At 45.1% G+C, this 25,619-nt stretch carries 27 protein-coding genes and 1 other RNA gene; 21 read left to right on the forward strand and 7 right to left on the reverse strand.

Features of this window, described 5'->3' with window-relative positions; translation table 11 throughout:
- Positions 1-9 precede the first annotated feature (9 nt).
- Together opuBC and opuBD are read left to right on the forward strand one after the other, a co-directional pair.
- The gene (opuBC, locus tag BGM23_RS04855; RefSeq protein WP_038427915.1) at positions 10-930 is read left to right on the forward strand and encodes a choline ABC transporter substrate-binding lipoprotein OpuBC; all 921 of its coding nucleotides are present in this window, start codon (positions 10-12) and stop codon (positions 928-930) included.
- 16 nt (positions 931-946) lie between these two features.
- On the forward strand, positions 947-1,627 hold the full coding sequence (gene opuBD, locus BGM23_RS04860) for a choline ABC transporter permease OpuBD (RefSeq protein ID WP_038427914.1): 681 nt from the start codon (positions 947-949) through the stop codon (positions 1,625-1,627).
- A gap of 39 nt (positions 1,628-1,666) precedes the next feature.
- Here opuBD and BGM23_RS04865 read toward each other — a convergent pair whose 3' ends face one another.
- The 4 genes from BGM23_RS04865 to rghR all read right to left on the reverse strand — a co-directional run bounded on the left by BGM23_RS04865 (position 1,667) and on the right by rghR (position 4,769).
- Positions 1,667-3,367: a methyl-accepting chemotaxis protein gene (locus BGM23_RS04865; protein WP_038427913.1), complete on the reverse strand. Its 1,701-nt coding sequence runs from the start codon at positions 3,365-3,367 to the stop codon at positions 1,667-1,669.
- 127 nt (positions 3,368-3,494) lie between these two features.
- Positions 3,495-3,821: a catDE operon transcriptional regulator CatR gene (catR, locus tag BGM23_RS04870; RefSeq protein WP_003242888.1), complete on the reverse strand. Its 327-nt coding sequence runs from the start codon at positions 3,819-3,821 to the stop codon at positions 3,495-3,497.
- Positions 3,822-3,912: 91 nt separating this feature from the next.
- On the reverse strand, positions 3,913-4,332 hold the full coding sequence (locus tag BGM23_RS04875) for a helix-turn-helix domain-containing protein (RefSeq protein ID WP_038427912.1): 420 nt from the start codon (positions 4,330-4,332) through the stop codon (positions 3,913-3,915).
- Positions 4,333-4,361: 29 nt separating this feature from the next.
- The gene (rghR, locus tag BGM23_RS04880) at positions 4,362-4,769 is read right to left on the reverse strand and encodes a transcriptional repressor RghR (RefSeq protein WP_003220034.1); all 408 of its coding nucleotides are present in this window, start codon (positions 4,767-4,769) and stop codon (positions 4,362-4,364) included.
- A 151-nt stretch (positions 4,770-4,920) separates the two neighbouring features.
- On the opposite strand from rghR, the gene BGM23_RS04885 reads away from it, so the two are divergent.
- Positions 4,921-5,154, forward strand: coding sequence for a helix-turn-helix domain-containing protein (locus BGM23_RS04885; RefSeq protein ID WP_009968172.1), 234 nt, complete (start codon positions 4,921-4,923; stop codon positions 5,152-5,154).
- A 39-nt stretch (positions 5,155-5,193) separates the two neighbouring features.
- On the opposite strand, the gene BGM23_RS04890 is transcribed toward BGM23_RS04885, so the two are convergent.
- A complete protein-coding gene (locus tag BGM23_RS04890) occupies positions 5,194-5,964 on the reverse strand; it encodes an alpha/beta fold hydrolase (RefSeq protein WP_038427911.1) in 771 nt (256 codons plus the stop codon).
- A gap of 148 nt (positions 5,965-6,112) precedes the next feature.
- On the opposite strand from BGM23_RS04890, the gene secG reads away from it, so the two are divergent.
- The 11 genes from secG to azoRB all read left to right on the forward strand — a co-directional run bounded on the left by secG (position 6,113) and on the right by azoRB (position 15,992).
- On the forward strand, positions 6,113-6,343 hold the full coding sequence (gene secG, locus BGM23_RS04895; protein WP_003220028.1) for a preprotein translocase subunit SecG: 231 nt from the start codon (positions 6,113-6,115) through the stop codon (positions 6,341-6,343).
- Between the two features lie 131 nt (positions 6,344-6,474).
- Positions 6,475-7,215 carry an alpha/beta hydrolase gene (locus BGM23_RS04900; RefSeq protein ID WP_003242610.1) on the forward strand — a complete coding sequence of 247 codons (741 nt, stop codon included), beginning with the start codon at positions 6,475-6,477 and terminating at the stop codon, positions 7,213-7,215.
- A gap of 18 nt (positions 7,216-7,233) precedes the next feature.
- Positions 7,234-9,573 carry a ribonuclease R gene (gene rnr / locus BGM23_RS04905; protein ID WP_003228386.1) on the forward strand — a complete coding sequence of 780 codons (2,340 nt, stop codon included), beginning with the start codon at positions 7,234-7,236 and terminating at the stop codon, positions 9,571-9,573.
- Between the two features lie 144 nt (positions 9,574-9,717).
- On the forward strand, positions 9,718-10,188 hold the full coding sequence (smpB, locus tag BGM23_RS04910; RefSeq protein WP_003220025.1) for an SsrA-binding protein: 471 nt from the start codon (positions 9,718-9,720) through the stop codon (positions 10,186-10,188).
- Positions 10,189-10,364: 176 nt separating this feature from the next.
- Positions 10,365-10,727: a transfer-messenger RNA gene (gene ssrA, locus BGM23_RS04915) on the forward strand.
- Between the two features lie 182 nt (positions 10,728-10,909).
- Positions 10,910-11,704: an SDR family NAD(P)-dependent oxidoreductase gene (locus BGM23_RS04920; protein WP_029725936.1), complete on the forward strand. Its 795-nt coding sequence runs from the start codon at positions 10,910-10,912 to the stop codon at positions 11,702-11,704.
- Positions 11,705-11,813: 109 nt separating this feature from the next.
- A complete protein-coding gene (locus tag BGM23_RS04925; RefSeq protein WP_003228390.1) occupies positions 11,814-12,386 on the forward strand; it encodes a TetR/AcrR family transcriptional regulator in 573 nt (190 codons plus the stop codon).
- On the forward strand, positions 12,383-12,742 hold the full coding sequence (locus BGM23_RS04930; protein WP_003228392.1) for a DMT family transporter: 360 nt from the start codon (positions 12,383-12,385) through the stop codon (positions 12,740-12,742). The genes BGM23_RS04925 and BGM23_RS04930 overlap by 4 nt, the downstream gene beginning before the upstream one ends.
- Positions 12,739-13,140 carry a YvaD family protein gene (locus BGM23_RS04935; RefSeq protein WP_003242541.1) on the forward strand — a complete coding sequence of 134 codons (402 nt, stop codon included), beginning with the start codon at positions 12,739-12,741 and terminating at the stop codon, positions 13,138-13,140. Before BGM23_RS04930 ends, BGM23_RS04935 begins: the two co-directional genes overlap by 4 nt.
- A 162-nt stretch (positions 13,141-13,302) precedes the next feature.
- Entirely contained in the window at positions 13,303-15,219 is a 1,917-nt protein-coding gene (locus BGM23_RS04940) for an FUSC family protein (protein ID WP_029725935.1), read from the forward strand.
- Positions 15,220-15,356: 137 nt separating this feature from the next.
- Positions 15,357-15,992 (forward strand): FMN-dependent NADH-azoreductase AzoRB, encoded by a 636-nt coding sequence (azoRB, locus tag BGM23_RS04945; RefSeq protein ID WP_003228400.1) that lies wholly within the window; start codon positions 15,357-15,359, stop codon positions 15,990-15,992.
- Between the two features lie 36 nt (positions 15,993-16,028).
- On the opposite strand, the gene iolW is transcribed toward azoRB, so the two are convergent.
- Complete coding sequence (gene iolW / locus BGM23_RS04950) at positions 16,029-17,105, reverse strand: scyllo-inositol 2-dehydrogenase (RefSeq protein ID WP_029725934.1); 1,077 nt, start codon at positions 17,103-17,105, stop codon at positions 16,029-16,031.
- Between the two features lie 127 nt (positions 17,106-17,232).
- Here iolW and csoR point away from each other — a divergent pair, with 127 nt between their 5' ends.
- From csoR to BGM23_RS04985, 7 genes are all read left to right on the forward strand, one after another.
- On the forward strand, positions 17,233-17,538 hold the full coding sequence (gene csoR / locus BGM23_RS04955; protein ID WP_003228404.1) for a copper-sensing transcriptional repressor CsoR: 306 nt from the start codon (positions 17,233-17,235) through the stop codon (positions 17,536-17,538).
- 75 nt (positions 17,539-17,613) lie between these two features.
- Complete coding sequence (gene copZ / locus BGM23_RS04960; protein WP_003228406.1) at positions 17,614-17,823, forward strand: copper chaperone CopZ; 210 nt, start codon at positions 17,614-17,616, stop codon at positions 17,821-17,823.
- 83 nt (positions 17,824-17,906) lie between these two features.
- Positions 17,907-20,315 carry a copper-exporting P-type ATPase CopA gene (copA, locus tag BGM23_RS04965; protein WP_029725922.1) on the forward strand — a complete coding sequence of 803 codons (2,409 nt, stop codon included), beginning with the start codon at positions 17,907-17,909 and terminating at the stop codon, positions 20,313-20,315.
- Between the two features lie 159 nt (positions 20,316-20,474).
- Entirely contained in the window at positions 20,475-22,583 is a 2,109-nt protein-coding gene (locus BGM23_RS04970) for a heavy metal translocating P-type ATPase (RefSeq protein WP_121572478.1), read from the forward strand.
- Positions 22,584-22,702: 119 nt separating this feature from the next.
- Positions 22,703-23,371, forward strand: a complete 669-nt coding sequence (gene bdbD, locus BGM23_RS04975) for a disulfide bond formation protein BdbD (RefSeq protein WP_003228414.1) — start codon at positions 22,703-22,705, stop codon at positions 23,369-23,371.
- Between the two features lie 4 nt (positions 23,372-23,375).
- On the forward strand, positions 23,376-23,792 hold the full coding sequence (locus BGM23_RS04980) for a disulfide oxidoreductase (RefSeq protein WP_003228417.1): 417 nt from the start codon (positions 23,376-23,378) through the stop codon (positions 23,790-23,792).
- A 181-nt stretch (positions 23,793-23,973) separates the two neighbouring features.
- Positions 23,974-24,585, forward strand: a complete 612-nt coding sequence (locus tag BGM23_RS04985; protein WP_003228419.1) for a trimeric intracellular cation channel family protein — start codon at positions 23,974-23,976, stop codon at positions 24,583-24,585.
- A 103-nt stretch (positions 24,586-24,688) separates the two neighbouring features.
- Here the strand turns inward: BGM23_RS04985 and BGM23_RS04990 are convergent, their stop codons facing one another.
- Complete coding sequence (locus tag BGM23_RS04990) at positions 24,689-25,123, reverse strand: hypothetical protein (protein WP_046663943.1); 435 nt, start codon at positions 25,121-25,123, stop codon at positions 24,689-24,691.
- Between the last annotated feature and the right edge of the window lie 496 nt (positions 25,124-25,619).

The following is a 25,619-nucleotide window of genomic DNA, read 5'->3' on the forward strand; positions in this document are numbered from 1 at the left end:
AGGCGGCTCATGAAAAGAAAATATCTCAAATTAATGATAGGTTTGGCACTTGCGGCAACGCTGACGCTGAGCGGCTGTTCGCTTCCTGGTCTCAGCGCTGCTGCAGACCAGACCATTAAAATCGGCGCGCAAAGCATGAGCGAATCAGAAATCATCGCCAGCATGCTTGGCCAGTTGATCGAACACCATACTGATCTCAAAACAACAACGATTAAAAATCTTGGCTCCAACGCGGTGCAGCAGCAGGCTTTAATGAATGATGAAATCGACATTGCGGCCACAAGATATACGGGAGACGCGCTGACAGGCACGCTGAGAATGGAACCTGAAAAAGATCCGGACAAAGCGCTGGCGCTTACTCAGCGGGAGTTTAAAAAAAGATATGATTTAAAGTGGTATGACTCCTACGGGTTTGATAATACATATGCCTTTACAGTCAGCAAGGAGCTGGCCGACCAATACCATTTAGAGACCGTATCAGACGTTAAAAAATGGGCGCCGCAATTAAAGCTGGGCGTTGACAACTATTGGATGAAGCTCAAAGGAAACGGCTATCAGGATTTTACGAAAACCTACGGCATGACATTCGGCGGCACGTATCCGATGCAGATCGGCCTTGTGTACGACGCGGTGAAAAGCGGAAAAATGGACATTGTGCTTGCGTATTCAACCGATGGAAGAATCAAGTCCTATGGTCTCAAAATGCTAAAGGATGATAAACAATTTTTCCCGCCGTACGACTGCTCTCCGGTTGTTCCGGAAAAGGTGCTCAAAGAACATCCTGAGCTTGAAGGCATCATCAAGAAAATGCTCGGAAAAATCGACACAGCCACGATGCAGGAGCTTAACTATGAAGTCGACGGCAATCTCAAAGAACCGTCTGTCGTTGCCAAGGAATATTTAGAAAAACATCGCTATTTCGAATCGTGAAAGGGGGAAGAGGTCAATGAACGTGCTTGAACAGTTAATGACGTATTACGCGCAGAATGGCAGTTACGTCATGGATGAATTCGGCCGCCATTTTCTGATGTCGGCTTACGGCGTATTGTTTGCCGCTGTCGTCGGGGTTCCGGTCGGGATCCTCATCGCGCATTTTCGCCGTTTGTCAGCCTGGGTGTTTGCCGTAACAAACGTTATTCAAACAATCCCGGCGCTCGCTATGCTGGCCGTCTTAATGCTTGTTATGGGGCTCGGCGCAAATACCGTGATTCTATCATTATTTCTGTATTCCCTGCTGCCGATTATTCGAAACACGTACACAGGCATTATCAGTATTGAGCATGCCTACTTAGAATCGGGGAAAGCAATGGGCATGACGAAATTCCAAGTGCTCAGAATGGTTGAGCTCCCGCTCGCACTTTCTGTCATTATGGCGGGCCTTCGCACGGCTCTCGTCATTGCCATTGGAATTACAGCGATCGGCACATTTGTCGGTGCCGGAGGCCTTGGGGACATGATCGTCCGCGGCTCAAACGCGACAAACGGAACAGCCATTATTCTAGCCGGAGCGATACCAACTGCGGTGATGGCGGTAGGGGCGGATTTGCTCATGGCTTGGCTGGAGCGGGCATTAAGTCCGGTGAAGAAAAAAAGAACCGGGGCGAAACATGTTCAATCAGCTGCATAGAATAGAAAAAGAGGCTGGAGTCCAGCCTCTTTTTTCTATTTAAATCGTAAACTGACCCATCTTCTCATTAAGCTCATTGGCCAGCTGCTCCAACTCCTCAGCATTTAGAAGCACTTGATCCATCGAATGGGCGGATTGCTCGGTAATTGAAAATGTTTCTTCAATGCCGGCGGCAGACTCTTCGGATACAGAAGCGATATTTTCAATCGATTGATTGATGGTAATCGATTGGTTTGTTAACTGCTTCAGGCCATCCGTTACTTCCTTAATGCTGTCTGCAACATGGGTGACGGATTGTTTGATATGCTGCATAGCCTGTCCGGTGTCTGTCAGGTTTTCCGTTCCTTTTTCGACTTCTGTAAAGCTGCTTTCCAAGTACTTAATAACGGAGTGGATTTCCTGCTGTGTCCCGTTTACAATCCGGGTAATGTCCTGCACGGAATCAGAAACGCCGTCAGCCAGCTTTCTGACCTCCTCTGCCACAACGGCGAAGCCTTTGCCGCTTTCTCCAGCGCGGGCAGCTTCAATCGCGGCGTTAAGGGACAGCAAATTCGTTTGCTCGGCAATTCCGTTGATGACTTGAACGAGCTTGTTGATATCCTGAGAATGCTGTTCCAGTGATCTCACTTTATGCACGGCTTCTTGAACAATATGATGGATGGTTTTCATTTGCTGTAATGACGTAGCCATATTTTCGTTTCCGCTTACTGCGAGTTCGAGAACGTTTTGAGACGTATCGCTGATTGTGATGCCGTGATTATAGGCTTTATCAATGTTTTCAGTGAACTCATTCATCGATTCGGCAATCGTCACCGCGTCTTGGGCCTGCTGTTCAGAGCCCTCAGCCATTTCGTTCATCGTTTCAGTAATATGTTTGCTGCCGGATCTTGTTTCATTCGTTGCGGTAGCAAGCACCTGCGAAGAAGAAAGAACCCGGCTTGATATGTCTTTAGAATATCCGACAATATCTCTCAGATTCCCTACCATTTTTTGCAGCGCTTCATTCAGATCACCCAGCTCGTCTTTTGAGTTGAGCGGCTCCATATCGTTCGACAGATCGCCTTCGGCAATATGATTGGCAGATTCCTTCATGCGAATGATAGGCTTTACAATGTTTCGCGTGATATAAAGCCAGATGAAAATGCTGATGAGGATCGATGCTGCCGCAAGCAAAGCAGTGTAAATGAGCCCTTTATGATAGACGGCCTTCGTTTCTTTTACCGCTGTGTTGCTGCCTTCTTGATTTAAGTCAACAAGCTGAGTGATTGTTTTTTTCATATCCTCAAAGCTGGCCTCAGTTTGGACCAATAAACCTCTTGCTTTGTCCATGTCATTCGTGCGGCCGCTTTCAATAATTTGCGCATGAATATCCATATAGGTATTCACTTCAGTTTGAAGCTGCTCGAACAGTTTCTGCTCTTTATCAGTGGAGATCGTTTTTTCGTAGTTATCGAGCTTTTGGTTAATGTCTTCCATGATTTGATTCATTTCTTGATCAAGTGTATCCATTTTGCTTTTGTCTGTATAAATCAGAAAGTCCTTTTCTTTAGAAGACAGGTGCTCGGTTACATAATTAATTGAAGTGATTCCTTTGATGCCGTCAATCCATTTTGTGTTGATTTCATCTGTTTTTTGAATGATATGCTGCATATTAAGAACGCCTATTCCGCCTACAAGTAAATTGATCAGGATCAGTGTCAAAAATACCAGGCTGAATTTGCGGGAAATCGTCAGTCGCATATAGTGGTCTCCTTTAAAAACGTAATGTGTGGATGTACTATATATCGGCTGAGAAATCGTTTTTTCACCTGGGAAAAAATAAAAAACGGCTCTTTTCTCGTCTTTGAGATCAGAACCGTTTTAGCAATTAGTCAAGAAAGGAAGGGTCAATCCATTCAGTCGCCCATTTAGAAATCTCACCTAAAATGGGTGCCAGTGCCTTTCCTTTATCAGTCAATGAATATTCGATGCGAACCGGAGTCTCAGGGATGACATCCCGCTTCACTACTCCTTCAAGCTCAAGTTCTTTCAGCCGTTCTGACAGAACTCTGCCGCTTAGATTTGGAAGTGCTGCTTCAATTTCGCTAAATCGCTGAGACCCGTTCAAGAGCTGAAATACGATTAAAGCGACCCAGCGTTTACTTAAGATGTCGACTGCTTTTTCAAATCTAGGACACATTTCTGATTGGTTCATACTTTTCACCTCGTCTGTCACTATTATAACGCAAATAACGAGGGAGGGTATGCAAGCGTGATTGATAAAATATAGAAAGAGAAACAGGGGATTATGAGGAAGAGGCGCGTTTTTTTGCTTCTGAAGACAAAAAATCGAAGTATTTGCTGAGATTTTCAATATCCTGCTTTGAGAGATGTTCCCATTTTTGACTATTGAAAATCGGGAGGTGCTCCGCTCCGCGAGTGACAGCCGTCTGGTAAATTTTATAAACGGATTGATAGCTTTCAGATGCTTCGCGGATTTCTTCAGGAAAGGCCTGAATATGGCCTGCGGCGGCCATTAGGTTTTCGTACGGCACTTTCAGGACGGCTGCCAGTTTTTTAATCGTGGCGGGTTTTGGCGTCCCGCGTTTGCCGTTTTCAATTTTTGAAATGGTGGCCGAGCTGATGCCTGAGTACACCGCAAGCTGATTCACTGTCAGTTTGCGGGCGCGGCGCAGCTCCCGTAATTGCTGTCCGAACGGTGACATGGTCTATCGCCTCACATTTCTATCAAGAGTCAGTCATCAGCAGACCGTTTTTTGGCTTCGTCTGATATAAACGAAAAATAATGATCCAGCATGAGCAAATCTTCTTTATTGAGATATTGCCACTTTTCGTTCTCAAGAAGCGCAAGGTTTTTCAGGTCATAGGCCTCCGCTTTTTCAAGCAGCTTGCACTTCGTTTCGTAAGGGGCCCTGGCTTCATGCACTTCTTCGATGTAACCAGCCTTGTACATAAGCCCCTCATAAGGAATTTTTAAGGCCTCTGCCAGTTTTTTGATGGTGGCAGGTTTGGGAACGCCCCGTTTTCCGTTTTCGATTCTGGAGATGCCGGCCGCGCTTACGCCTGAATAAGTCGCCAGCTGGTTGACTGTTAACTTTCTCTCTTCACGCAATGCCCGTAATTGTTCGCCAAAGCTTTCCATATATCTCACCCCGTCCCTCACTGTTACTCATATTTTAGTATGTTTATTGACTAAAGGGAATAGGTAGACTGGAAATGTATTGACAAAAGTTAACATAAGCCGTAATGTAAAAGTATAGAAAAAAGTTTTTCAGGAATGGAAGGTGAGGAAAGTGCCAGTAGAAAAGATACAGATTAGACGTGATTATGTCTTGCAGTATATGGTTAATAACGATTATTCCCTTAATCAGCTTGCGCTGGAAATCGGAGTCTCACCCGCCACACTGAGCCGCGTGCTGAATGGAGAAAGACGGCCGGGGCAGCTTGTGATCGGTAAAATGCTTCACTATTTTAATTTGAAATTTGAGGATCTTTTTTACTATGATTTTGTTGACAAAAGTCAATAAAGTAACAAAAAACGCAAGGAAGCCAAGCGTTTTCTATTCCTATGAATGATGTGTCAGCACAAACCCTGTCACCAGCTCATTGCACGTTTTCCATTGTTTTGTCGGCAATTGATGTCCCTGATATTCCAATCTGAAAAATTCGGCATGTCTGCACGATCTTCGGTAATAGCCTGCGTTTGTAAAGGTCCAGTCCCGCAGGCCGCCATACATAAACAGCATTGGCATGTCTAGGCGGGGCAGCTGTTCAATGCAGTTGTAGCCAAGCGAATCCAGATAATACTGATGCCAATGGGCCAGGTCTGCTTTTTTCATATGGTCTGTTAATATGCTGCGAAGCTGTCTGTCTTTTGTGTGGCTGCCAGCGAGGATTTTCATGAGCAAACCGGGGTTTTTTTCAAGCAGATACATTCCCAGTTTGTGCAGCTTCTGGCCGATTACGTTATGAACAGCGGGGTAGGCGCCGGACAGAATAATGTGTGACACTTTGTCCGGGCGGTTAAAGCCGGTATGCTGCGCGATTAAGCCTCCGGCAGAATACCCGAATAACACAGCTTTATCAATGTGCAAAGCGTCCATGAATTGCGCGATCTCGTTTGCGTAATAGGAAATAGACGCTGGCTGATCGATGTGATCACTATCACCGTGGCCGCTTAAATCGGGAAAAATCACCCTGAAATGCTTGGATAGAAGGCGCTGATAATAAAAAACCTTGCGTCCCATGCCCGGCGGGTGGATAAAAATGATAGGGATTCCCTGTCCATATTCTTCATAAAAAAGATGTTTCCTGCTGTCTATGCTGATAAGCGGCATCGCTTTTCTCCTTTGACCTTTTCATATGAATAGGGTAACCAAGATAAAACGTCTTATCCGGCCTTTTGGCGTCTGATACAGCGTGACATGCCAACCCTTTTCATGTAAAATAGAAGTAATGTAGCCAGTGAGTCTGGAGGTGTATGGGATGCACGCAGTTTTGATTACCTTGTTGGTTATCGTCAGCATTGCACTTATTATTGTCGTTTTGCTTCAATCCAGTAAAAGCGCCGGATTATCTGGTGCGATTTCAGGTGGAGCGGAGCAGCTCTTCGGGAAACAAAAAGCAAGAGGTCTTGATTTAATTTTGCACCGCATTACGGTAGTGCTGGCAGTCTTGTTTTTCGTGTTAACGATTGCGCTTGCTTATATCCTATAGGGCAATGTTTGTATAAGGTCTGATGTGAAGTCAGGCCTTTTTCACGTTTCTGGATGATATTCAAAACGTTTTTTTCTGATTAAACTGTGGAAAACTATAATGATCGTGCAGATAGAAAGGGAGACATGAGCATGAAAGTTGTGACACCAAAACCATTTACATTTAAAGGCGGAGACAAAGCGGTGCTTTTGCTGCACGGCTTTACAGGCAATACAGCGGATGTAAGGATGCTGGGACGATATTTGAATGAACGCGGCTATACGTGCCACGCGCCTCAATATGAAGGACATGGCGTCCCGCCTGAAGAACTTGTACATACGGGGCCCGAAGACTGGTGGAAAAACGTAATGGATGGCTATGAATACTTAAAATCTGAAGGCTATGAGAGCATTGCGGCCTGCGGACTGTCGCTTGGCGGGGTTTTTTCGCTGAAATTGGGTTACACTGTACCCATAAAGGGAATTGTCCCAATGTGCGCACCGATGCATATTAAGAGTGAAGAGGTCATGTATCAAGGCGTTCTTTCATACGCTCGCAATTACAAAAAGTTTGAGGGGAAAAGCCCGGAGCAAATTGAAGAGGAAATGAAAGAATTCGAAAAAACGCCGATGAATACCCTCAAGGCGCTGCAAGACTTAATTGCTGATGTGCGGAATAATGTCGATATGATTTATTCACCGACATTTGTGGTGCAGGCCCGTCATGACCACATGATTAATACCGAAAGCGCCAATATTATTTACAACGAAGTGGAAACTGATGATAAACAGCTGAAATGGTACGAGGAATCAGGGCATGTCATTACACTCGACAAAGAACGTGACCTCGTCCATCAGGATGTGTATGAATTTTTAGAGAAGCTCGATTGGTAATCAACAGGAGGTCGGATAATGGAAAAAGAAGCATTTATGGAAAAGCTTCTCTCGTTTATGAAGGAAGAGGCGTACAAACCTCTGACCGTTCAGGAACTTGAGGAGATGTTAAATATTACGGAAGCCGAGGAGTTTAAAGAGCTCGTCAAAGCGTTAGTCGCCTTGGAAGAAAAAGGGCTTATTGTACGGACGAGAAGCGACCGCTACGGCATTCCGGAGAAGATGAACTTAATAAAAGGAAAGATTTCAGCCCATGCGAAAGGATTCGCCTTTTTGCTGCCTGAGGATACGTCGTTAAGTGATGTGTTTATTCCGCCTAATGAGCTAAATACGGCAATGAACGGCGATATCGTCATGGTGCGTCTAAATTCACAGTCAAGCGGCTCCAGGCAGGAAGGAACCGTCATACGGATTTTAGAAAGAGCGATTCAGCGGGTTGTCGGCACGTATACAGAAACGAGAAACTTCGGCTTTGTCATTCCGGATGACAAAAAAATCACGAGTGACATCTTCATTCCGAAAAATGGGAAAAACGGAGCTGCGGAAGGGCATAAGGTTGTTGTCAAGCTGACGAGCTATCCTGAAGGCCGCATGAACGCTGAGGGTGAGGTTGAAACCATTCTCGGCCACAAAAACGACCCGGGCATTGATATTTTATCGGTCATTCATAAGCACGGCCTGCCGGGAGAATTTCCAGCTGACGCGATGGAACAGGCATCAAGTACGCCTGACACGATTGATGAAAAAGATCTGAAAGACCGCCGTGATCTCCGTGACCAGGTGATTGTCACCATTGATGGTGCGGATGCGAAGGATTTGGATGATGCAGTTACCGTGACGAAACTTGATGATGGAAGCTACAAGCTTGGCGTTCACATAGCTGATGTTAGCCATTACGTAACCGAAAACTCGCCGATTGACAAAGAAGCGCTTGAAAGAGGGACAAGTGTGTATCTGGTTGACCGTGTCATCCCGATGATTCCGCACAGATTGTCAAACGGCATCTGCTCCTTAAATCCAAAGGTTGACCGCCTGACGCTTTCTTGTGAAATGACAATTAACAGTCAGGGACAGGTGACAGAGCACGAGATCTTCCAAAGTGTCATCAAAACAACGGAAAGAATGACATATTCAGATGTGAATAAAATTCTTGTTGATGATGATGAAGAGCTGAAGCAAAAATACGAGCCTCTTGTTCCGATGTTCAAAGACATGGAGCGCCTGGCTCAAATTCTTCGCGATAAGCGGATGGACCGCGGCGCCGTTGACTTTGATTTCAAAGAAGCAAAGGTGCTTGTTGATGACGAAGGAGCGGTTAAAGACGTTGTGATCAGAGAACGCTCTGTCGCCGAGAAGCTGATTGAAGAATTTATGCTTGTGGCAAACGAAACAGTGGCGGAGCATTTCCATTGGATGAACGTCCCGTTTATATACCGGATTCACGAAGAGCCGAATGCTGAAAAGTTGCAAAAGTTTTTAGAATTTGTGACGACATTTGGCTATGTGGTGAAAGGAACGGCGGGGAATATTCATCCGCGCGCGCTGCAAAGCATTCTGGACGCTGTGCGTGACAGACCAGAGGAAACGGTTATATCTACTGTTATGCTCCGTTCGATGAAACAGGCGAAATACGACCCGCAAAGCTTGGGGCACTTCGGTCTGTCAACGGAATTCTATACGCATTTCACATCGCCGATCCGCCGTTACCCGGACTTAATCGTTCACCGTCTGATCCGAACGTATTTGATCAACGGCAAAGTCGATGAAGCGACACAGGAAAAGTGGGCTGAACGACTGCCGGATATCGCCGAACATACATCATCAATGGAGCGCCGTGCAGTTGACGCCGAGCGTGAGACGGATGATCTGAAAAAAGCGGAATACATGCTTGATAAAATCGGTGAAGAGTTTGACGGCATGATCAGCTCTGTGACAAACTTCGGAATGTTCGTCGAGCTGCCGAATACAATTGAAGGACTCGTCCATGTCAGCTTTATGACAGATGACTACTACCGCTTTGACGAACAGCATTTCGCAATGATTGGCGAGCGGACAGGCAACGTCTTCCGCATCGGGGATGAAATCACAGTCAAGGTTGTCGATGTCAATAAAGATGAGCGCAATATCGACTTTGAAATTGTCGGCATGAAGGGCACTCCGCGGCGTCCGAGAGAATTGGACAGCAGCCGGAGCAGAAAACGCGGAAAGCCTGCCAGAAAACGTGTTCAAAGCACCAATACACCTGTTTCTCCAGCTCCGTCTGAGGAAAAAGGGGAGTGGTTCACTAAGCCGAAGAAGAAAAAGAAAAAACGCGGCTTCCAGAATGCTCCGAAACAGAAACGGAAAAAGAAGAAATAGCAGCTCAACCAGCAAATAGGGCCGCAGCGCTCTATTTGCTTTCTTTCGGAAACAGCTTTTCATTGTAGCGGTACGTGACATTTGGTAAAATAGAGCGTATCGCAAAAGGTGGACAGTTTTTCCTTAGAGAGAGGAGGTTCTGGCATGCCAAAAGGGTCAGGAAAAGTATTATCTCAAAATAAGAAAGCCAACCACGATTATTTTATAGAAGAAACCTATGAAACAGGCATCGTTCTGCAAGGAACCGAAATCAAATCGATTCGCGCCGGCCGCGTAAACCTTAAAGATTCCTTCGCCAAAATCGAACGGGGAGAAGTGTTTCTCCACAATATGCACGTCAGCCCATATGAGCAGGGAAACCGCTATAACCACGATCCGCTCCGGACAAGAAAGCTGTTAATGCACCGCAAGGAGATTAATAAGCTGATCGGGTTAACAAAGGAAAAAGGCTATTCTCTCGTTCCGCTGAAGCTGTATTTAAAAAACGGCTTTGCCAAAGTGCTTCTAGGCCTTGGAAAAGGGAAGAAGAACTATGACAAACGGGAAGATCTGAAGCGCAAGGACGCGAAGCGGGAAATCGAAAGAGCGTTCAGAGACAGTCAAAAAGGCTTCTAAAGGCATAGTGCTTGATTCGAAAATCAGGCCTGTGCTATACTGTGTTCACGATCAGATCACGACGCCATTCATTTGAAGGATTTGACAATTGAAAAGAGCCGTGATCATGTTATAATAAGACTATAGCCAGTTTGAGTGAGAGCTTGATATTTTCTCCCGTATTTCCCTTATACCAAGGGGACGTTACGGATTCGACAGGGATGGATCGAGCTTGAGCTGCGAGCCGAGAGGCGATCTCGTAAACACGCACTTAAATATAACTGGCAAAACTAACAGTTTTAACCAAAACGTAGCATTAGCTGCCTAATAAGCGCAGCGAGCTCTTCCTGACATTGCCTATGTGTCTGTGAAGAGCACATCCAAGTAGGCTACGCTTGCGTTCCTGTCTGAGAACGTAAGAAGAGATGAACAGACTAGCTCTCGGAAGGCCCGCCCGCAGGCAAGAAGATGAGTGAAACCATAAATATGCAGGCTACGCTCGTAGACGCTTAAGTAATCGATGTTTCTGGACGTGGGTTCGACTCCCACCGTCTCCATACATACTGACAATAAAGCAGAACCTCTCAAGAGGTTCTGCTTTATTTATTCTCCAAACCACAGGCACCAAAAAGTGCGTACTTCCATTTCAATCCCAGCTGTTTCATACTGATTGCAGAGCAGATGTTTCACCAATCAGATTTCTGTCAATAAATAAGAGGAATCAAAAACGGAGGGATGAATAATGAAACTGAATTTACAAGGAAAAACCGCACTGGTGACCGGTTCGACATCTGGGATCGGAAAAGCTATTGCCTCTTCGTTAGCTGAAGAAGGTGCGGCAGTGATCATTAACGGACGCCGGGAAGAGAAAGTGAATCAGACGATAGATGAACTGAAAACACAACATGCTGAAGCGGTTCTTTATCCGGCTGCATTTGATTTGGGAACAGAAGAAGGCTGCAATGAGCTGTTTCAGGCATATCCAGAGGTTGATATTTTGGTCAACAATTTAGGGATTTTTGAACAGGCGGAGTACTTTGATATTCCCGACGATGAATGGTTTCGTTTTTTTGAAGTGAATATTATGAGCGGTGTAAGGCTGACACGCAGGTATTTGCATAACATGATAGAGAAAAAGGAAGGGCGTGTGATTTTCATTGCCAGTGAAGCGGCGATTATGCCGTCACAGGAAATGGCGCATTACAGTGCGACAAAAACGATGCAGCTGTCCATTTCCCGCAGTTTGGCGGAGCTGGCAACCGGCACGAATGTCACAGTCAACACCGTCATGCCGGGCTCTACCTTAACAGAGGGTGTGGAAACCATGCTGAACTCGCTGTATCCTGGTGAAAACCTGACTGTTCAAGAAGCTGAGGCACGTTTTATGAAAGAAAACCGGCCGACATCTATTATTCAAAGACTGATCCGTCCGGAAGAAATCGCCCACTTCGTTACATTTTTAAGCAGCCCGCTTTCCTCTGCGATCAATGGTGCGGCACTTCGGGCGGACGGCGGTTTGGTCCGCAGTGTCTTTTAAACCTCTCCCAACAGGAGAGGTTTTTTATATATTGTTGATTTCCATAAATTTCTGCCGTATAATATTGGTACCTAAATAGTTTTCTTGGTACCGAAAGCGGGGGATTAATGTGGAAAAAAGAATTATGGCGGAAACCATCCGGCTGATTAAGCAGAAAGGATTTTCATTTACGATGAATGATTTGGCGGCAGCGCTGGGAACGAGCAAGCGGACGCTCTATGCATATTATTCATCTAAAGATCAGCTTGTTGAGGCGGTTGTCGAACAATTTATAGCTGAAATGAAGCAAATAGAAAGAGACATCTATGAAAATGAAAGTTTAAATGTGCTTGAAAAGGTGAAAAAAATGCTGATCAGCCTTCCACAGGGGATGGAACTGCTGAACATGGGATTATTAAATGAACTAAAGAAATACCATTACGATGCGTGGCTTACATTAGACACGTTTATTAAGGCAGAATGGGCCATTGTCCTAGCATTATTAAACGAGTGCAAACAGCAAAAGAGAATCAGAAACATCAATCCGGACCTGTTTGTTCACATGTATATAGGGAGCATCAACCAAGTGTATGACCCTGAATATCCACTGAAACATCAGTTCACGACAGGAGAGGTGCTTGAATCAATTGTAGATGTTTTGTTTAACGGTATAACAGCTGATGAGGAGGCTGATGCCACGTGAATTGGGTGTTTCTATGCTTGGCGATTTTGTTTGAGGTTGCGGGAACGGTCAGCATGAAGCTATCGTCTGGTTTTACAAAGCTTATTCCCAGTTTGCTGTTGATTTTCTTTTATGGAGGGAGTCTTTTCTTTCTGACGCTTACGCTTAAATCCATTGATGTATCTGTTGCTTATGCTGTATGGTCAGGGATGGGAATTGTCCTGATTACAGTCGTTGGTTTTTTGTTTTTTCAAGAACATGTGAGTGTCATGAAAGTCATTTCAATTGGATTGATTATTGCCGGTGTTGTGTCTTTAAACCTGATCGAGCATGCTGCGGTGTCTGAGCCGGTACATAAAAGCGGGCAGTACAAATGAGATATATGAAGCTGTTTTTTCTCGTGACTGATATCGGTTTTATCTTGTACTGGCTGTCAGCCGGATTTTCGCTCATACCGGAAAGCTGGGCTTTTAAACATCATGACCATCCGTTTATGATCGCATGGAACTGGTCTTTTTTTCCGCTGGATATCCTGATTTCTGTCACAGGGTTGTACAGCTTGTACCTACAGCGGGTGAATCGAGCTGACTGGAAGCTGATGGCGCTGATTTCTCTTGTGCTGACCTGTTGTTCAGGTCTGCAGGCGCTATCATTCTGGACATTCAGCAGTGACTTTGATCTTGTGTGGTGGCTGTTTAATGGGTATCTATTGATTTATCCTTTATTTTTTATTCACCTGCTCTTGAAGGAAGGCAGAAGGACAAAACAGTCCTGACAGGTGCCGCTTTTATAATAAACTGATGTAATGAAGCAGAGACGGTATAAGTCTCTGTTTTTTTATCGTGCGCACCAATTGAGAAGCTAACCGCGTTTTTGGGCATACTAAAGCGAAGAAACGGGAAAAGTTCTACACATTCATTGAAAAGGATTTTGTCAAATGAACAAAACTGCTGCGAACAATCAAAGAATCATGCCTATCGTGAAGGATGCCTTTCGCATTCATGCAAATCCATTTCCTTGGAAAAAGGCTATCGGATCAGGTTTCGCTTCAGGGTTTCCTGTGCTGGTCGGTGCATTGGCAGGTCACACGGATTACGGATTAATTGCAAGTATCGGAGGCTTTGTTTATTTATATGCGGGCGGTGAATCGTACAAAAAGCGCGCCTTGAAGCTGCTCTTGGTTTCTATTGGGATCGCCCTCTCATTTGGTTTAGGGACGCTTTTGTCCGGGACGCTTTGGATGATGGCGGCTGTTTTGGGGCTGATCGGTGCAGCGGCGATGTTTATTTTTAGCGCGCTCGGCATTCAAGGCCCTGCGCCGATGTTTTTTGTCCTTGCCTTTTTAGTCAGTTCCGGTTTGCAGCCCGATCCTTCACAAGCGCTGTTCAGAGCGGGACTGACGTTTCTCGGCGGCATTTTCGCCATGGGTATCGCTTTAATCGGATGGTTATGGAACAAACATGGACCGGAGGGAGCGGTGCTGCAAAAAACATATCATCAGCTGGCTGCATGTCTTTCAGCCGTCGGAACGCCAGGTTTTCATAACGCACAGCATCAGACGGTGCTCATGCTTAGAACAGCCCGCCAAACAGTTCTTGGGAAAGGGAACAGACGGAAAAAATCGCGGCATGATGAACGATTTTTCCGCCTCCTTGAAAAAGCTGACGACATATTCCTTGCCATTATTCATTTTTCAGCTGAAACGCCGGACAGAGAGACCGCGCAGATTGAAAAGGCACTTCGCCAAACCGGAGATATGCTTGCGCATGCACGGGTTTCCGGTACGTTTCAGATTAATGAGAACGAATCTGAGCCTAGGCGGAAGCTGTTTGAAGAAATCAATGAGGTTTTGAATATCGCTTCAGAACGTTTTGATAAGCAGCTTGACGGGGAGCCGAGCCGCCTGCCATCCTCTTTTTACTTTTTGAGAAATGCTTTTGACTGGAAGTCTCCAGTTTTAATTAGAGCGTTAAAGTACGGAATTGTTCTGTTTGCCGCCGATATGTTTGCCCTCGCATTCGGCTTTGCACGCTCCTATTGGATTCCGCTTTCGGCAGCAGCGGTCATGCTTGGCACTACTGTTGTTTTTACGCTTCACAGGGCTATTCAGCGTTCGGCCGGAACGGTGATCGGTGTTATGCTGGCAGGCGCAATCCTGTTTTTTAAGCCGGGCGGTGTTTATATTGCGTTTTGTATTGCAGCGCTGCAATGTCTTCTTGAGATGCTGATCGTCCGCAATTATGCGCTGGCTGTTCCCTTTTTAACCGCAAATGCGCTTGTTATCACAGAAAGTATGCATGGCGGCGCGGGTGCCGGTTATTTTATGATAGCGAGGCTGACTGATGTAGCTGTCGGCAGCGTGATCGGGCTGTTGGGAACAATACTTTTGTGGCGGCGGTTTTCAACGAAGCGACTGCCTGAACTGATGAGGAACGTCATCCGGCTGGAAGGGCAGTTTATGGAGAAACTGTTAACCGGGCAGAATGCCGACGAACACAAGTTAAGGGTGAGTCTTGTCAGGCTTCGGGATGCGTATGACAAGGCCCTTGGAGAGTTTCCTCATGCGAATGCGGAGGCGCTCTGGCCTGCCATTTCCGGTGCTCAGCACTTAGGGTACTATTTGCTCTCGGCGCAAGCTCACCGCCGTCCGCCTGCTCCGTTTTCTGATGAAGAGATCAACCAGCTGCGGGCGTTTTTTGAACAGGCTGAGCAATCCTTTATCATGAAAAGGATGCCTGCGGATATTCAAGTGCCGCATGTCCCTCATTATCCTCGGATCAGTAAAGAACTGTCCGCGCTGTATTCCGGCTTGAGAACAGCTTTTGAAAAGAAAGCTGTTTGGAAAGTTAAATAATCTTTAATTCGAGATGTTTTACTTGAAAGTAAATTTCTTTGTCTCTATAATAAAGTCTAAGAGAGACAGAATAATCATTATGCATCTGTATGATAATAATTGATGTGTGATTTTTAAAAACGAAAGGGCTGGTAAAAATGGCAAAAGTATTATATATCACTGCTCATCCGCATGACGAAGCAACTTCGTACAGTATGGCAACAGGTAAAGCATTTATCGAATCTTACAAAGAAGCAAATCCAAATGATGAAGTTGTACATATCGATTTGTACAAAGAAAACATTCCGCACATTGACGCAGATGTATTTAGCGGATGGGGAAAGCTTCAGTCAGGTACAGGCTTTGAAGAGCTTTCTGAAAGCGAAAAAGCGAAAGTAGGCCGTTTGGGAGAGCTTAGCGATCAATTTGCATCAGCTGATAAGTACGTATTTGTTACTCCTTTATGGAACTTCTCATTCCCGCCAGTGATGAAAGCGTATCTCGATTCTGTTGCTGTTGCAGGAAAATCATTCAAATACACAGAACAAGGTCCTGTCGGCTTGTTGACTGATAAAAAAGCAATTCATATCCAAGCTCGCGGCGGCTACTATTCAGAAGGCCCTGCGGCTGAGATGGAAATGGGACACCGCTACATCGGCATCATGATGAACTTCTTCGGCGTACCATCATTCGAAGGCATTTTCGTAGAGGGACATAATGCGGAGCCTGATAAAGCACAGCAAATCAAAGAAGACGCGATTGCGCGTGCGAAAGAAGCAGGAAAAACATTCTAATGAAAAAGCCTCCCCTTATTTGGGGAGGCTTTTGTTTTAGTGCTCCAGCATAATGGTTCGTTTCTCTTTACTGCTTTTCATCGCGGCTTCAATGATGCGGATGACATTAATACCTTCCTCAGCAGTGACTGGCAGCGCAGCACCTTCCCGTATGCTTTCCGCTATTTTGCGGTAATAAGTAAGGTAGGAGCCATTTACTGATGGGATCGTTTCTGTTTTTTTGTCGGAGCCACGAATGGTTGTAAGCTGTCCGTAAAACTCCGGATCATCTGCACCCCAGCTGTCATCCTCTGGTTTTCTTCCCGCTCTGAGTGCGTCTTCCTGTCCGTCAATTCCGTATTTGATAAAGCTGGAATCTTTTCCATGGATTTGATAACGAGGTCCGTTTGCCGGAACGATTGATCCTCCGTATAGAATGGCTTGAAGCTTGCCATAGTCCAGGGTTAAATGAAAATAGTCAACCGTTTCGGCATTTTCCCGCTGGGCCATCACGTTTGCAGTCACGGCTTTAGGCATCCCAAACAAATGCAGGGTTTGGTCTATGATGTGGGAGCCGAGATCATACAGCGTACCAGTGGCAATGCCTTCTTTTTCCCGCCACCGCGCTTGAACTTCAGGTCTGTAGCGGTCATAGGAAACTTGATATGTATTGATATCTTCAAGAGATCCCTCAGAGATCAGCTTTTTAATCGTTAAAAAGTCGTTATCCCAGCGTCGGTTATGATATACGCTTAATAATACGCCTTTTTCATCTGCAGCCCTTTTTAATGTTTCCCCCTCTTCGGCTGTTGCTGTCATTGGTTTTTCCATCACAACATGTTTTCCGGCCTGTATGCATGCCATAGCATGCTCGTAATGAAGGCCGCTCGGGGTGGTGACAATGACAAGCTCAATGGCAGGGTCATTTGTGATTTCCTCAAGCTCATGTACAACCTCAGCATCTGGAAAGTCCCGTTTCACTTCTTCTGTCCGAGATGTCATGATTTTGCTGATTTGATATTCATCCAGAACATCCAGCAGCGGCCCGTGAAAAACAGAACCGGACAATCCGTATCCTAATATTCCAACCTTGATCGTATCCACTTTCCTTCTCCCCTTTAAAAGCGTTATCAACAGAAGTATATACCCTCCTAATCAAATGGTAAAACCTAACTGATTCATTTTTTGCGTCGGCATGCTTAGACAACCGTTTGGACAATCAGTATAATGGGAATTAATATCATTAAACAGAGGTGTACGCATGGAAAAGCATAACGAACATAAAACATTAAACCATAAAAGCTCGAAAGAAAAAGATCAGATTACAAACCGGCTTAAGCGGATTGAGGGCCAGGTCAGAGGCATTCAAAACATGGTGGAAAACGACAGATATTGTGTAGATATTCTTGTGCAAATTTCAGCTGTTCAGGCGGCAATGAAAAATGTGGCGCTTCATTTGCTTGAGGATCATGCCCATCATTGTGTAGCAGATGCCATCAAAAGCGGAGACGGGGAACAGGCCATTTCTGAGCTTTTGGACGTATTTAAAAAGTTCACAAAATCATAAAGCGTTTTTTTATTGTAATACCCTACGGGGGTATGGTAGGATGAAAATAGAAAGAATAAACAGGAGGAATTGATTATGGAACAAAAAACATTGCAAGTTGAAGGAATGTCTTGTCAGCACTGCGTCAAAGCAGTAGAAACAAGCGTAGGAGAACTGGACGGCGTCAGTGCCGTTCATGTCAATCTGGAAGCGGGTAAAGTCGATGTTTCGTTTGATGCTGACAAAGTATCAGTCAAAGATATTGCGGATGCGATAGAAGATCAGGGCTATGACGTAGCTGAGTGATTCAAGGTATCGCGCCTTTAGGGAGGCGCGATATTTCTTTCATTTTTATATACCCCCCAGGTGTATATAAAGGAGTGAGTATGTTGAGTGAACAAAAGGAAATCGCGATGCAGGTCTCTGGTATGACCTGTGCGGCATGTGCTGCCAGAATTGAAAAAGGCCTGAAGCGAATGCCCGGTGTCACGGATGCAAATGTTAATCTGGCAACGGAAACATCAAATGTAATCTACGATCCTGCTGAAACAGGGACTGCAGCGATTCAAGAAAAAATAGAAAAGCTGGGCTATCACGTTGTTACAGAAAAAGCTGAATTCGATATTGAAGGCATGACCTGTGCGGCTTGCGCCAATCGGATTGAAAAACGGCTTAACAAAATAGAAGGCGTCGCAAATGCACCAGTAAACTTCGCTTTAGAAACAGTTACGGTCGAATACAATCCAAAAGAAGCGTCTGTCGGCGATTTGAAAGAAGCGGTAGATAAGCTTGGATATAAGCTAAAGTTGAAGGGGGAACAGGACAGTGAGGCTGCTGCTAAAAAGAAAGAAGAACGGAAGCAAACGGCGAGACTGATTTTTTCAGCTGTCCTGTCGTTTCCATTGCTTTGGGCGATGGTGAGCCATTTTACATTTACATCATTCATTTGGGTACCGGATATATTTCTCAATCCGTGGATGCAGTTTGCGCTGGCGACACCAGTCCAGTTTCTGATCGGCTGGCCGTTTTATGTGGGTGCTTATAAGGCGCTCAGAAATAAAAGCGCCAATATGGATGTATTGGTCGCCCTCGGTACGACGGCTGCTTACGCTTATAGTCTTTATCTTACTTTTCAAAGCCTTGGCTCTCACGGGCATACAGACGGCCTTTACTATGAAACAAGCGCGATTTTGCTGACGCTGATTTTATTAGGCAAGTTGTTTGAAACAAAAGCAAAAGGCCGTTCCTCGGATGCGATTAAAAAGCTGATGAAGCTTCAAGCGAAAACAGCTACTGTTGTAAGAGACGGACAGGAGCAAATCATCCCGATCGACGAAGTGCTTGTTAATGACATTGTTTACGTCAAACCTGGCGAACGAATTCCTGTCGACGGAGAAGTGGTTGAAGGCCGCTCAGCGGTTGACGAATCGATGATTACAGGAGAAAGTCTTCCTGTTGACAAAAATCCTGGTGACAGCGTGACAGGTTCAACCGTTAACGCAAACGGCTTTCTGAAAATTAAAGCTGTCAACGTCGGAAAGGATACTGCGCTTTCTCATATCATCAAAATTGTTGAGGAAGCACAAGGGTCAAAAGCGCCGATCCAGCGTCTCGCTGACCAGATTTCAGGCATTTTTGTGCCCATTGTATTGGGGATTGCCGTTCTCACTTTTCTCATTTGGTACCTTTGGGCGGCTCCTGGCGATTTTGCTGAAGCGATCAGCAAGTTCATTGCGGTTCTTGTCATTGCCTGTCCTTGCGCCCTCGGTCTTGCCACTCCGACGAGCATAATGGCTGGATCTGGACGCGCTGCTGAATTCGGGATTTTATTTAAAGGCGGCGAGCATTTAGAAAAAACACATCGTCTCGATACAATTGTTCTTGATAAAACCGGAACCGTGACAAACGGGAAGCCGCGTCTGACAGATGCCATTCCATTCGGCCGTTTTGAAGAAAAAGATTTGCTTCAATTTGCAGCGGCAGCGGAAACGGGATCAGAGCATCCGCTTGGCGAAGCGATTATTGCTGGCGTGAAAGATAAAGGGCTTGAGATACCGAAACTTACCCGCTTTGAAGCAAAAGTCGGCGCAGGCATTTTGGCTGAAGCGGGAGGAAAAAGCATTCTCGTCGGCACAAGAAAATTAATGGAGAGCGAACAGGTTGAGCATGGGGCTCTTCTCGCCCAAATGGAAGAGCTAGAGGCCGAAGGGAAAACAGTTATGCTTGTATCCATTGATGGAGAAGCAGCGGGGCTAGTAGCAGTTGCAGATACGATTAAGGATACGTCGCGGAAGGCTGTTGCCCGTCTGAAAGAGTTGGGCCTTGATGTCATCATGATGACAGGAGACAATCGCAGAACCGCAGAAGCCATTGCGAAGGAAGCGGGAATTGCGAATATCATTGCGGAAGTCCTTCCTGAACAAAAAGCGGCGGAAATCGCCCGCTTGCAAAAAGAAGGCCGCCAGACAGCAATGGTAGGCGACGGAATTAACGATGCGCCGGCGCTTGCCACAGCTGACATCGGCATGGCGATTGGAACTGGCACGGACATTGCCATGGAAACAGCAGACATTACACTGATTCGCGGCGATCTAAACAGCATTGCAGACGCAATCCGCATGAGCAGATTGACAATGAAAAACATTAAACAAAACTTATTCTGGGCGCTTGGCTATAACAGCCTCGGCATCCCAATCGCAGCACTTGGATTTTTAGCACCGTGGATAGCAGGAGCAGCAATGGCATTCAGCTCCGTTTCCGTTGTTCTGAATGCTCTTCGCCTGCAAAAAGTAAAATGAAAAACCGGCTATATGCCGGTTTTTGTTTTTCATTGACACTTTCTTGGAAAACAACATATAATAGGTGTAACTTATATATGAGTATATGCTCATATATGTAAAGTAAATAGAATACTCATTGATACGCTTTGAAAAGGGAACCCTAAATCGGAAGGTAAGGTGAGACTAGTGAAACAGGAATACGTTCTGGACGGTTTGGATTGCAGCAATTGTGCCCGAAAAATCGAAAATGGAGTCAAAGGCATAAAAGGCATTGACGGATGCGCGGTAAATTTTGCGGCAAGCACCTTAACTGTCTCAGCCGATGGGAAAGAAGAGCAATGGGTCACGAATAAAGTAGAGAAAAAAGTGAAATCAATTGATCCGCATGTAACGGTTCGCCAAAAGCATATAAAGAAATCAGCTGATGATGGCTATCGTAATAGAATGGTCAATATGCTGATCAGAATGGCGGCGGCTGTCATTCTCGGCGCAGCAGCATATTTGGTTCATTCGGGAACCATTGAATTTTTCCTTTTCCTCGGTGCTTATTTGATTATCGGCGGTGACATTATAATCCGCGCAGTCAAAAACATCATCCGCGGTCAGGTGTTTGACGAACATTTCTTAATGGCCCTTGCCACAATCGGCGCTTTTCTGATTCAGCAATACCCTGAGGGGGTCGCCGTTATGCTGTTTTATCAAATCGGTGAGCTTTTTCAAGGAGCCGCGGTAAGCCGTTCCAGAAAATCAATTAGTGCGTTAATGGACATACGGCCTGATTACGCCAATCTCAAAACAAAGAACGGCATCGAACAGGTTTCCCCGGAGGACGTTCAGACAGGAGACATCATTGTGGTTAATCCGGGAGAAAGCATACCCCTGGACGGTAAGGTCGTGCAAGGGTCAGCGATGGTTGATACATCTGCTTTAACAGGTGAGTCCGTTCCGAGAAAAGCTCAGGAAGGACAAGATGTAATGTCAGGCTTTATCAATCAAAACGGCGTTCTGCATATTGAAGTCACAAAGGGCTATCAGGAATCAGCAGTATCAAAAATATTAGACTTGGTTCAGAATGCGAGCAGCCGTAAAGCCCGGACAGAAAACTTTATCACGAAGTTTGCCAAGTATTATACACCTGCTGTTGTGATCATCGCGGTATTGCTGGCCTTTGTTCCGCCGCTTGTTCTTTCTGGCGCCGCGCTTTCCGATTGGGTGTACCGCGCGCTTATCTTTTTAGTGATTTCTTGTCCTTGTGCGCTTGTTGTCTCCATTCCGCTCGGTTTCTTCGGCGGAATCGGAGCGGCCTCAAAGGCCGGAGTGCTTGTAAAGGGAAGCAATTATTTAGAAGCCTTGAATCAAGTCAAATACGCGGTGTTTGATAAAACGGGAACACTAACAAAAGGCAGCTTTGAAGTGACAGAAATCAAACCTGCGGAAGGTTTTACAAAGGATAGATTACTTGAAGCGGCGGCATACGCTGAGCTTCATTCACAGCATCCGATTGCTGAATCTGTGCGTAAAGCTTACGGGAAAATGCTTTCCTCCGATGAGATTGAGTCATACGAAGAAATCTCCGGTCACGGCATTTTTGCAAAGGTAAATGGAACTGAGATCCTTGCCGGGAATAAAAAGCTCATGGAAAGAGAACAAATTGAGGATGTCCCGGATGAAAATGCTGGAACAATCGTACACGTTGCTGTTGATCAACACTATGCCGGAGCAATCATCATAGCGGATGAAGTAAAGGAAGACGCAGCACAGGCGGTTGCTGATCTGAAGTCGCTTGGGATCAAACAGACAGCTATGCTGACGGGTGATTCGAAACAAACGGGAGAAGCCGTCGGAAAACAGCTTGGGATTGGTGAGGTATATGCAGAGCTGCTGCCGCAAGATAAAGTCGCGCAGGTCGAAGCATTAGAAGCTAAGCTTTTGCCTAGTGAAAAACTCATTTTTGTCGGTGACGGCATCAATGATACGCCGGTGCTTGCACGCGCAGATATAGGGATCGCGATGGGAGGCCTTGGGTCAGACGCCGCGGTAGAAGCCGCAGACATCGTGCTGATGACAGATCAGCCGTCAAAAATAGCAGAAGCGATTCGGATTGCGAAACGGACACGGCGAATCGTGTGGCAAAACATCGGCTTTGCTTTAGGTGTGAAAGCGATCTTTCTCATTCTTGGAGCATTTGGAATTGCAACCATGTGGGAAGCGGTTTTCTCAGATGTCGGTGTTACACTGCTCGCTGTGGCAAACGCTATGCGCGTCATGCGTCTCAAAAACAAATAAATTGTCGGAGAGAATTCATTTTTTCGGGGTTTTCTTATCGGCGCTTGTCTTGTTAAAATAAAGAAGTGGATCAATTGCGATCCGCTTCTTTTTTAATTTTAAAACGATGAGGTGTCGGAGTGAAAAAGAAACAGCAGTCTTCTGCGAAATTCGCGGTCATCCTTACGGTTGTGGTTGTTGTATTGCTAGCAGCCATTGTCATCATTAATAACAAAACGGAACAAGGCAATGATGCGGTTTCCGGACAGCCGTCTATCAAAGGGCAGCCTGTGCTTGGCAAGGACGATGCACCGGTAACTGTAGTAGAATTCGGAGATTACAAATGTCCGTCTTGCAAGGTGTTTAACAGTGACATCTTTCCAAAAATACAAAAAGACTTTATTGATAAGGGCGATGTGAAATTTTCTTTCGTGAACGTCATGTTCCATGGAAAAGGTTCAAGGTTAGCGGCTCTTGCATCTGAAGAAGTATGGAAGGAAGACCCTGACTCTTTCTGGGATTTCCATGAAAAGCTGTTCGAAAAACAGCCGGATACGGAACAGGAATGGGTAACCCCAGGCCTCCTTGGTGATCTTGCAAAAAGCACCACAAAGATAAAACCTGAGACGCTCAAGGAAAATCTTGATAAGGAAACATTCGCTTCTCAAGTGGAAAAGGATTCTGACCTTAATCAAAAAATGAACATACAGGCAACACCGACGATTTATGTCAATGATAAAGTGATCAAAAATTTTGCGGATTATGATGAAATCAAAGAGACAATAGAAAAAGAGCTGAAAGGGAAGTAACAATATGAAAAATAGAATCGTATTTTTATATGCTTCCTGGGTTGTGGCTCTTATCGCTATGCTGGGCAGCCTGTATTTCAGTGAAATCAGAAAGTTTATTCCATGTGAACTGTGCTGGTACCAGCGTATCCTCATGTATCCGCTCGTCCTGATTTTAGGCATCGCCACCTTTCAAGGGGACACACGAGTGAAAAAATATGTGCTCCCGATGGCGATTATTGGGGCATTCATTTCGATCATGCATTACTTAGAGCAAAAAGTGCCCGGCTTTAGCGGCATTAAGCCATGTGTCAGCGGCGTGCCGTGCTCGGGCCAATATATTAACTGGTTTGGTTTTATTACGATTCCATTCCTGGCCCTGATTGCTTTTATCCTGATTATCATTTTTATGTGCCTGCTGAAAGGCGAAAAATCTGAATAACAAAAAAAGCGCCCGCGTATGCCGGGCGCTTTTTTAATTTCGCAAACTCATGTCCATCAGCAATAGCCGCCTCTAAATTTATCTTTTTTTCTCATAAAAATGTTATTGATTTTACGCTTGAGCGATTATAAAATCTAGAGGTCGTCAGAAAATTTAACAAACATAAAAGGGAGTCATCAGAATGGCTTGGGAGCTGCTCAGTGTGATTGGCATCATTGCGTTTGCAGTCAGCGGCGCAATTGTTGCGATGGAAGAGGAATATGATATTTTAGGAGTTTATATATTAGGGATTGTCACAGCTTTTGGAGGAGGAGCGATCCGCAATTTGCTGATCGGTGTTCCGGTGTCAGCGCTATGGGAGCAGGGAGCGTACTTTCAAATCGCGCTTTTATCTATTACAATTGTGTTTCTGTTTCCGAAGCTGCTGCTGAAGCATTGGAATAAGTGGGGCAATTTATCAGATGCGATCGGCCTCGCTGCCTTTGCTATCCAAGGCGCACTGTATGCCGTCAAAATGGGCCATCCGCTTAGTGCCGTGATCGTGGCTGCTGTGCTGACGGGAAGCGGGGGCGGAATCATCCGTGACCTTCTTGCCGGGCGCAAACCGCTTGTGCTGAAGGCGGAAATTTATGCAGTCTGGGCGGCTCTCGGCGGTTTAATCGTCGGCTTGGGCTGGCTGGGGAACTCGTTCGGCTTATACGTTCTGTTTTTCGTGCTCGTTGTTTGCCGGGTTTGTTCCTATATGTTTAATTGGAAGCTGCCAAACCGTTCTTTTCGCTTAGATAGTCAGTAAAATAAAAGAAACCTCTCCATGACGGAGAGGTTTCTTTTATGGTAGCCTGCCGGGACCAAAAAAAAGTCCTTTTCGAAACCGCGCAGAACAAAGCTATTTGAAATTAATAGGTAGCCCAAAAGGTATAGCTGATGGTTTTTTTAGTTCCTGTGTTAGTGAATTTGAATCTGTATTTTGTTTTGTAGCTTTTAGAAGCTTGTTTGTAACTTAAATTTGTAGAGCCTTTTTTCGTTGCATAAAAAGTTTTAACATTTTTCCAGCCTTTATTTGTCTTTAGTTGCAGAGTTGCTGTAATTTTCCCGCTGCCTGATCCGTTTGCTGTCATGTTGGCCCAAGTTCCTTGTCCTGGATAATAAATATGAAAAGTTGGCGAGTAAGTATAGTTTTTAAATGAGCCCGAATGGTAATGAGTACTCCATATTTGACCTTTTTTAACCCAATCTTTAGCTTCCGCTTTGTTGTTTACTAGGTCAATAGCCGTAAAACTTGTTACGGCTACGACGAATGCCAGCAACATCATAGATAGCTTTTTCTTCACTGAGTATTTCCTCCTAACTAATTCTGGTTCTTTCTTCATGTTCATATCATAAACCGAGAGAAATAATGTAACATCGTCCTATTCTCCCAAATGAAAAACTTTAATTTGTTGAAATATGTCGAAATTGGATGAAAAATGACTATTTTACTGCGACTATAGATACGATAGCAAGGATGTAGTCGCTTTATGGAAGATGACAATAACAAGTTTAGTCATTCTTCACGTTAGATGAACAGACAAACACGGTAAAGCTCTGCGGTGTTTTTAAAATGAAAAAGATATATTATATCGAAGATTGAAAGGAATAAGGAATCGATACTGATGAAAGAGAAGATTCGCAACCTAAGAAAAGCACGTCCAACAGTGATCAATGTGAAATCATAAGAGAAAAAACCGATTTCGAGTTGAAATCGGTTTTTTCTGCATATAAATAACCCAAACCTTGATTGGTATTGGGTGAATGTGTTAAGATAAATTGTATTTGCCAGTTTTCATC

Origin of the sequence: Bacillus sp. FJAT-14266, from assembly GCF_001719225.1 — a bacterium.
Taxonomy (GTDB): Bacteria; Bacillota; Bacilli; order Bacillales; family Bacillaceae; genus Bacillus; species Bacillus subtilis.

Coding starts and splice junctions, on each gene's coding strand:
- secG (WP_003220028.1), top strand. CDS start 6,113: ATGCACGCAGTTTTGATTACCTTGTTGGTTATCGTCAGCATTGCACTT.
- catR (WP_003242888.1), bottom strand. CDS start 3,821: ATGAACCAATCAGAAATGTGTCCTAGATTTGAAAAAGCAGTCGACATC.
- azoRB (WP_003228400.1), top strand. CDS start 15,357: ATGGCAAAAGTATTATATATCACTGCTCATCCGCATGACGAAGCAACT.
- BGM23_RS04920 (WP_029725936.1), top strand. CDS start 10,910: ATGAAACTGAATTTACAAGGAAAAACCGCACTGGTGACCGGTTCGACA.
- BGM23_RS04985 (WP_003228419.1), top strand. CDS start 23,974: ATGGCTTGGGAGCTGCTCAGTGTGATTGGCATCATTGCGTTTGCAGTC.
- BGM23_RS04980 (WP_003228417.1), top strand. CDS start 23,376: ATGAAAAATAGAATCGTATTTTTATATGCTTCCTGGGTTGTGGCTCTT.
- opuBC (WP_038427915.1), top strand. CDS start 10: ATGAAAAGAAAATATCTCAAATTAATGATAGGTTTGGCACTTGCGGCA.
- smpB (WP_003220025.1), top strand. CDS start 9,718: ATGCCAAAAGGGTCAGGAAAAGTATTATCTCAAAATAAGAAAGCCAAC.
- BGM23_RS04875 (WP_038427912.1), bottom strand. CDS start 4,332: ATGTCACCGTTCGGACAGCAATTACGGGAGCTGCGCCGCGCCCGCAAA.
- BGM23_RS04900 (WP_003242610.1), top strand. CDS start 6,475: ATGAAAGTTGTGACACCAAAACCATTTACATTTAAAGGCGGAGACAAA.
- rghR (WP_003220034.1), bottom strand. CDS start 4,769: ATGGAAAGCTTTGGCGAACAATTACGGGCATTGCGTGAAGAGAGAAAG.
- BGM23_RS04890 (WP_038427911.1), bottom strand. CDS start 5,964: ATGCCGCTTATCAGCATAGACAGCAGGAAACATCTTTTTTATGAAGAA.
- rnr (WP_003228386.1), top strand. CDS start 7,234: ATGGAAAAAGAAGCATTTATGGAAAAGCTTCTCTCGTTTATGAAGGAA.
- BGM23_RS04940 (WP_029725935.1), top strand. CDS start 13,303: ATGAACAAAACTGCTGCGAACAATCAAAGAATCATGCCTATCGTGAAG.
- BGM23_RS04935 (WP_003242541.1), top strand. CDS start 12,739: ATGAGATATATGAAGCTGTTTTTTCTCGTGACTGATATCGGTTTTATC.
- copZ (WP_003228406.1), top strand. CDS start 17,614: ATGGAACAAAAAACATTGCAAGTTGAAGGAATGTCTTGTCAGCACTGC.
- csoR (WP_003228404.1), top strand. CDS start 17,233: ATGGAAAAGCATAACGAACATAAAACATTAAACCATAAAAGCTCGAAA.
- BGM23_RS04865 (WP_038427913.1), bottom strand. CDS start 3,367: ATGCGACTGACGATTTCCCGCAAATTCAGCCTGGTATTTTTGACACTG.
- opuBD (WP_038427914.1), top strand. CDS start 947: ATGAACGTGCTTGAACAGTTAATGACGTATTACGCGCAGAATGGCAGT.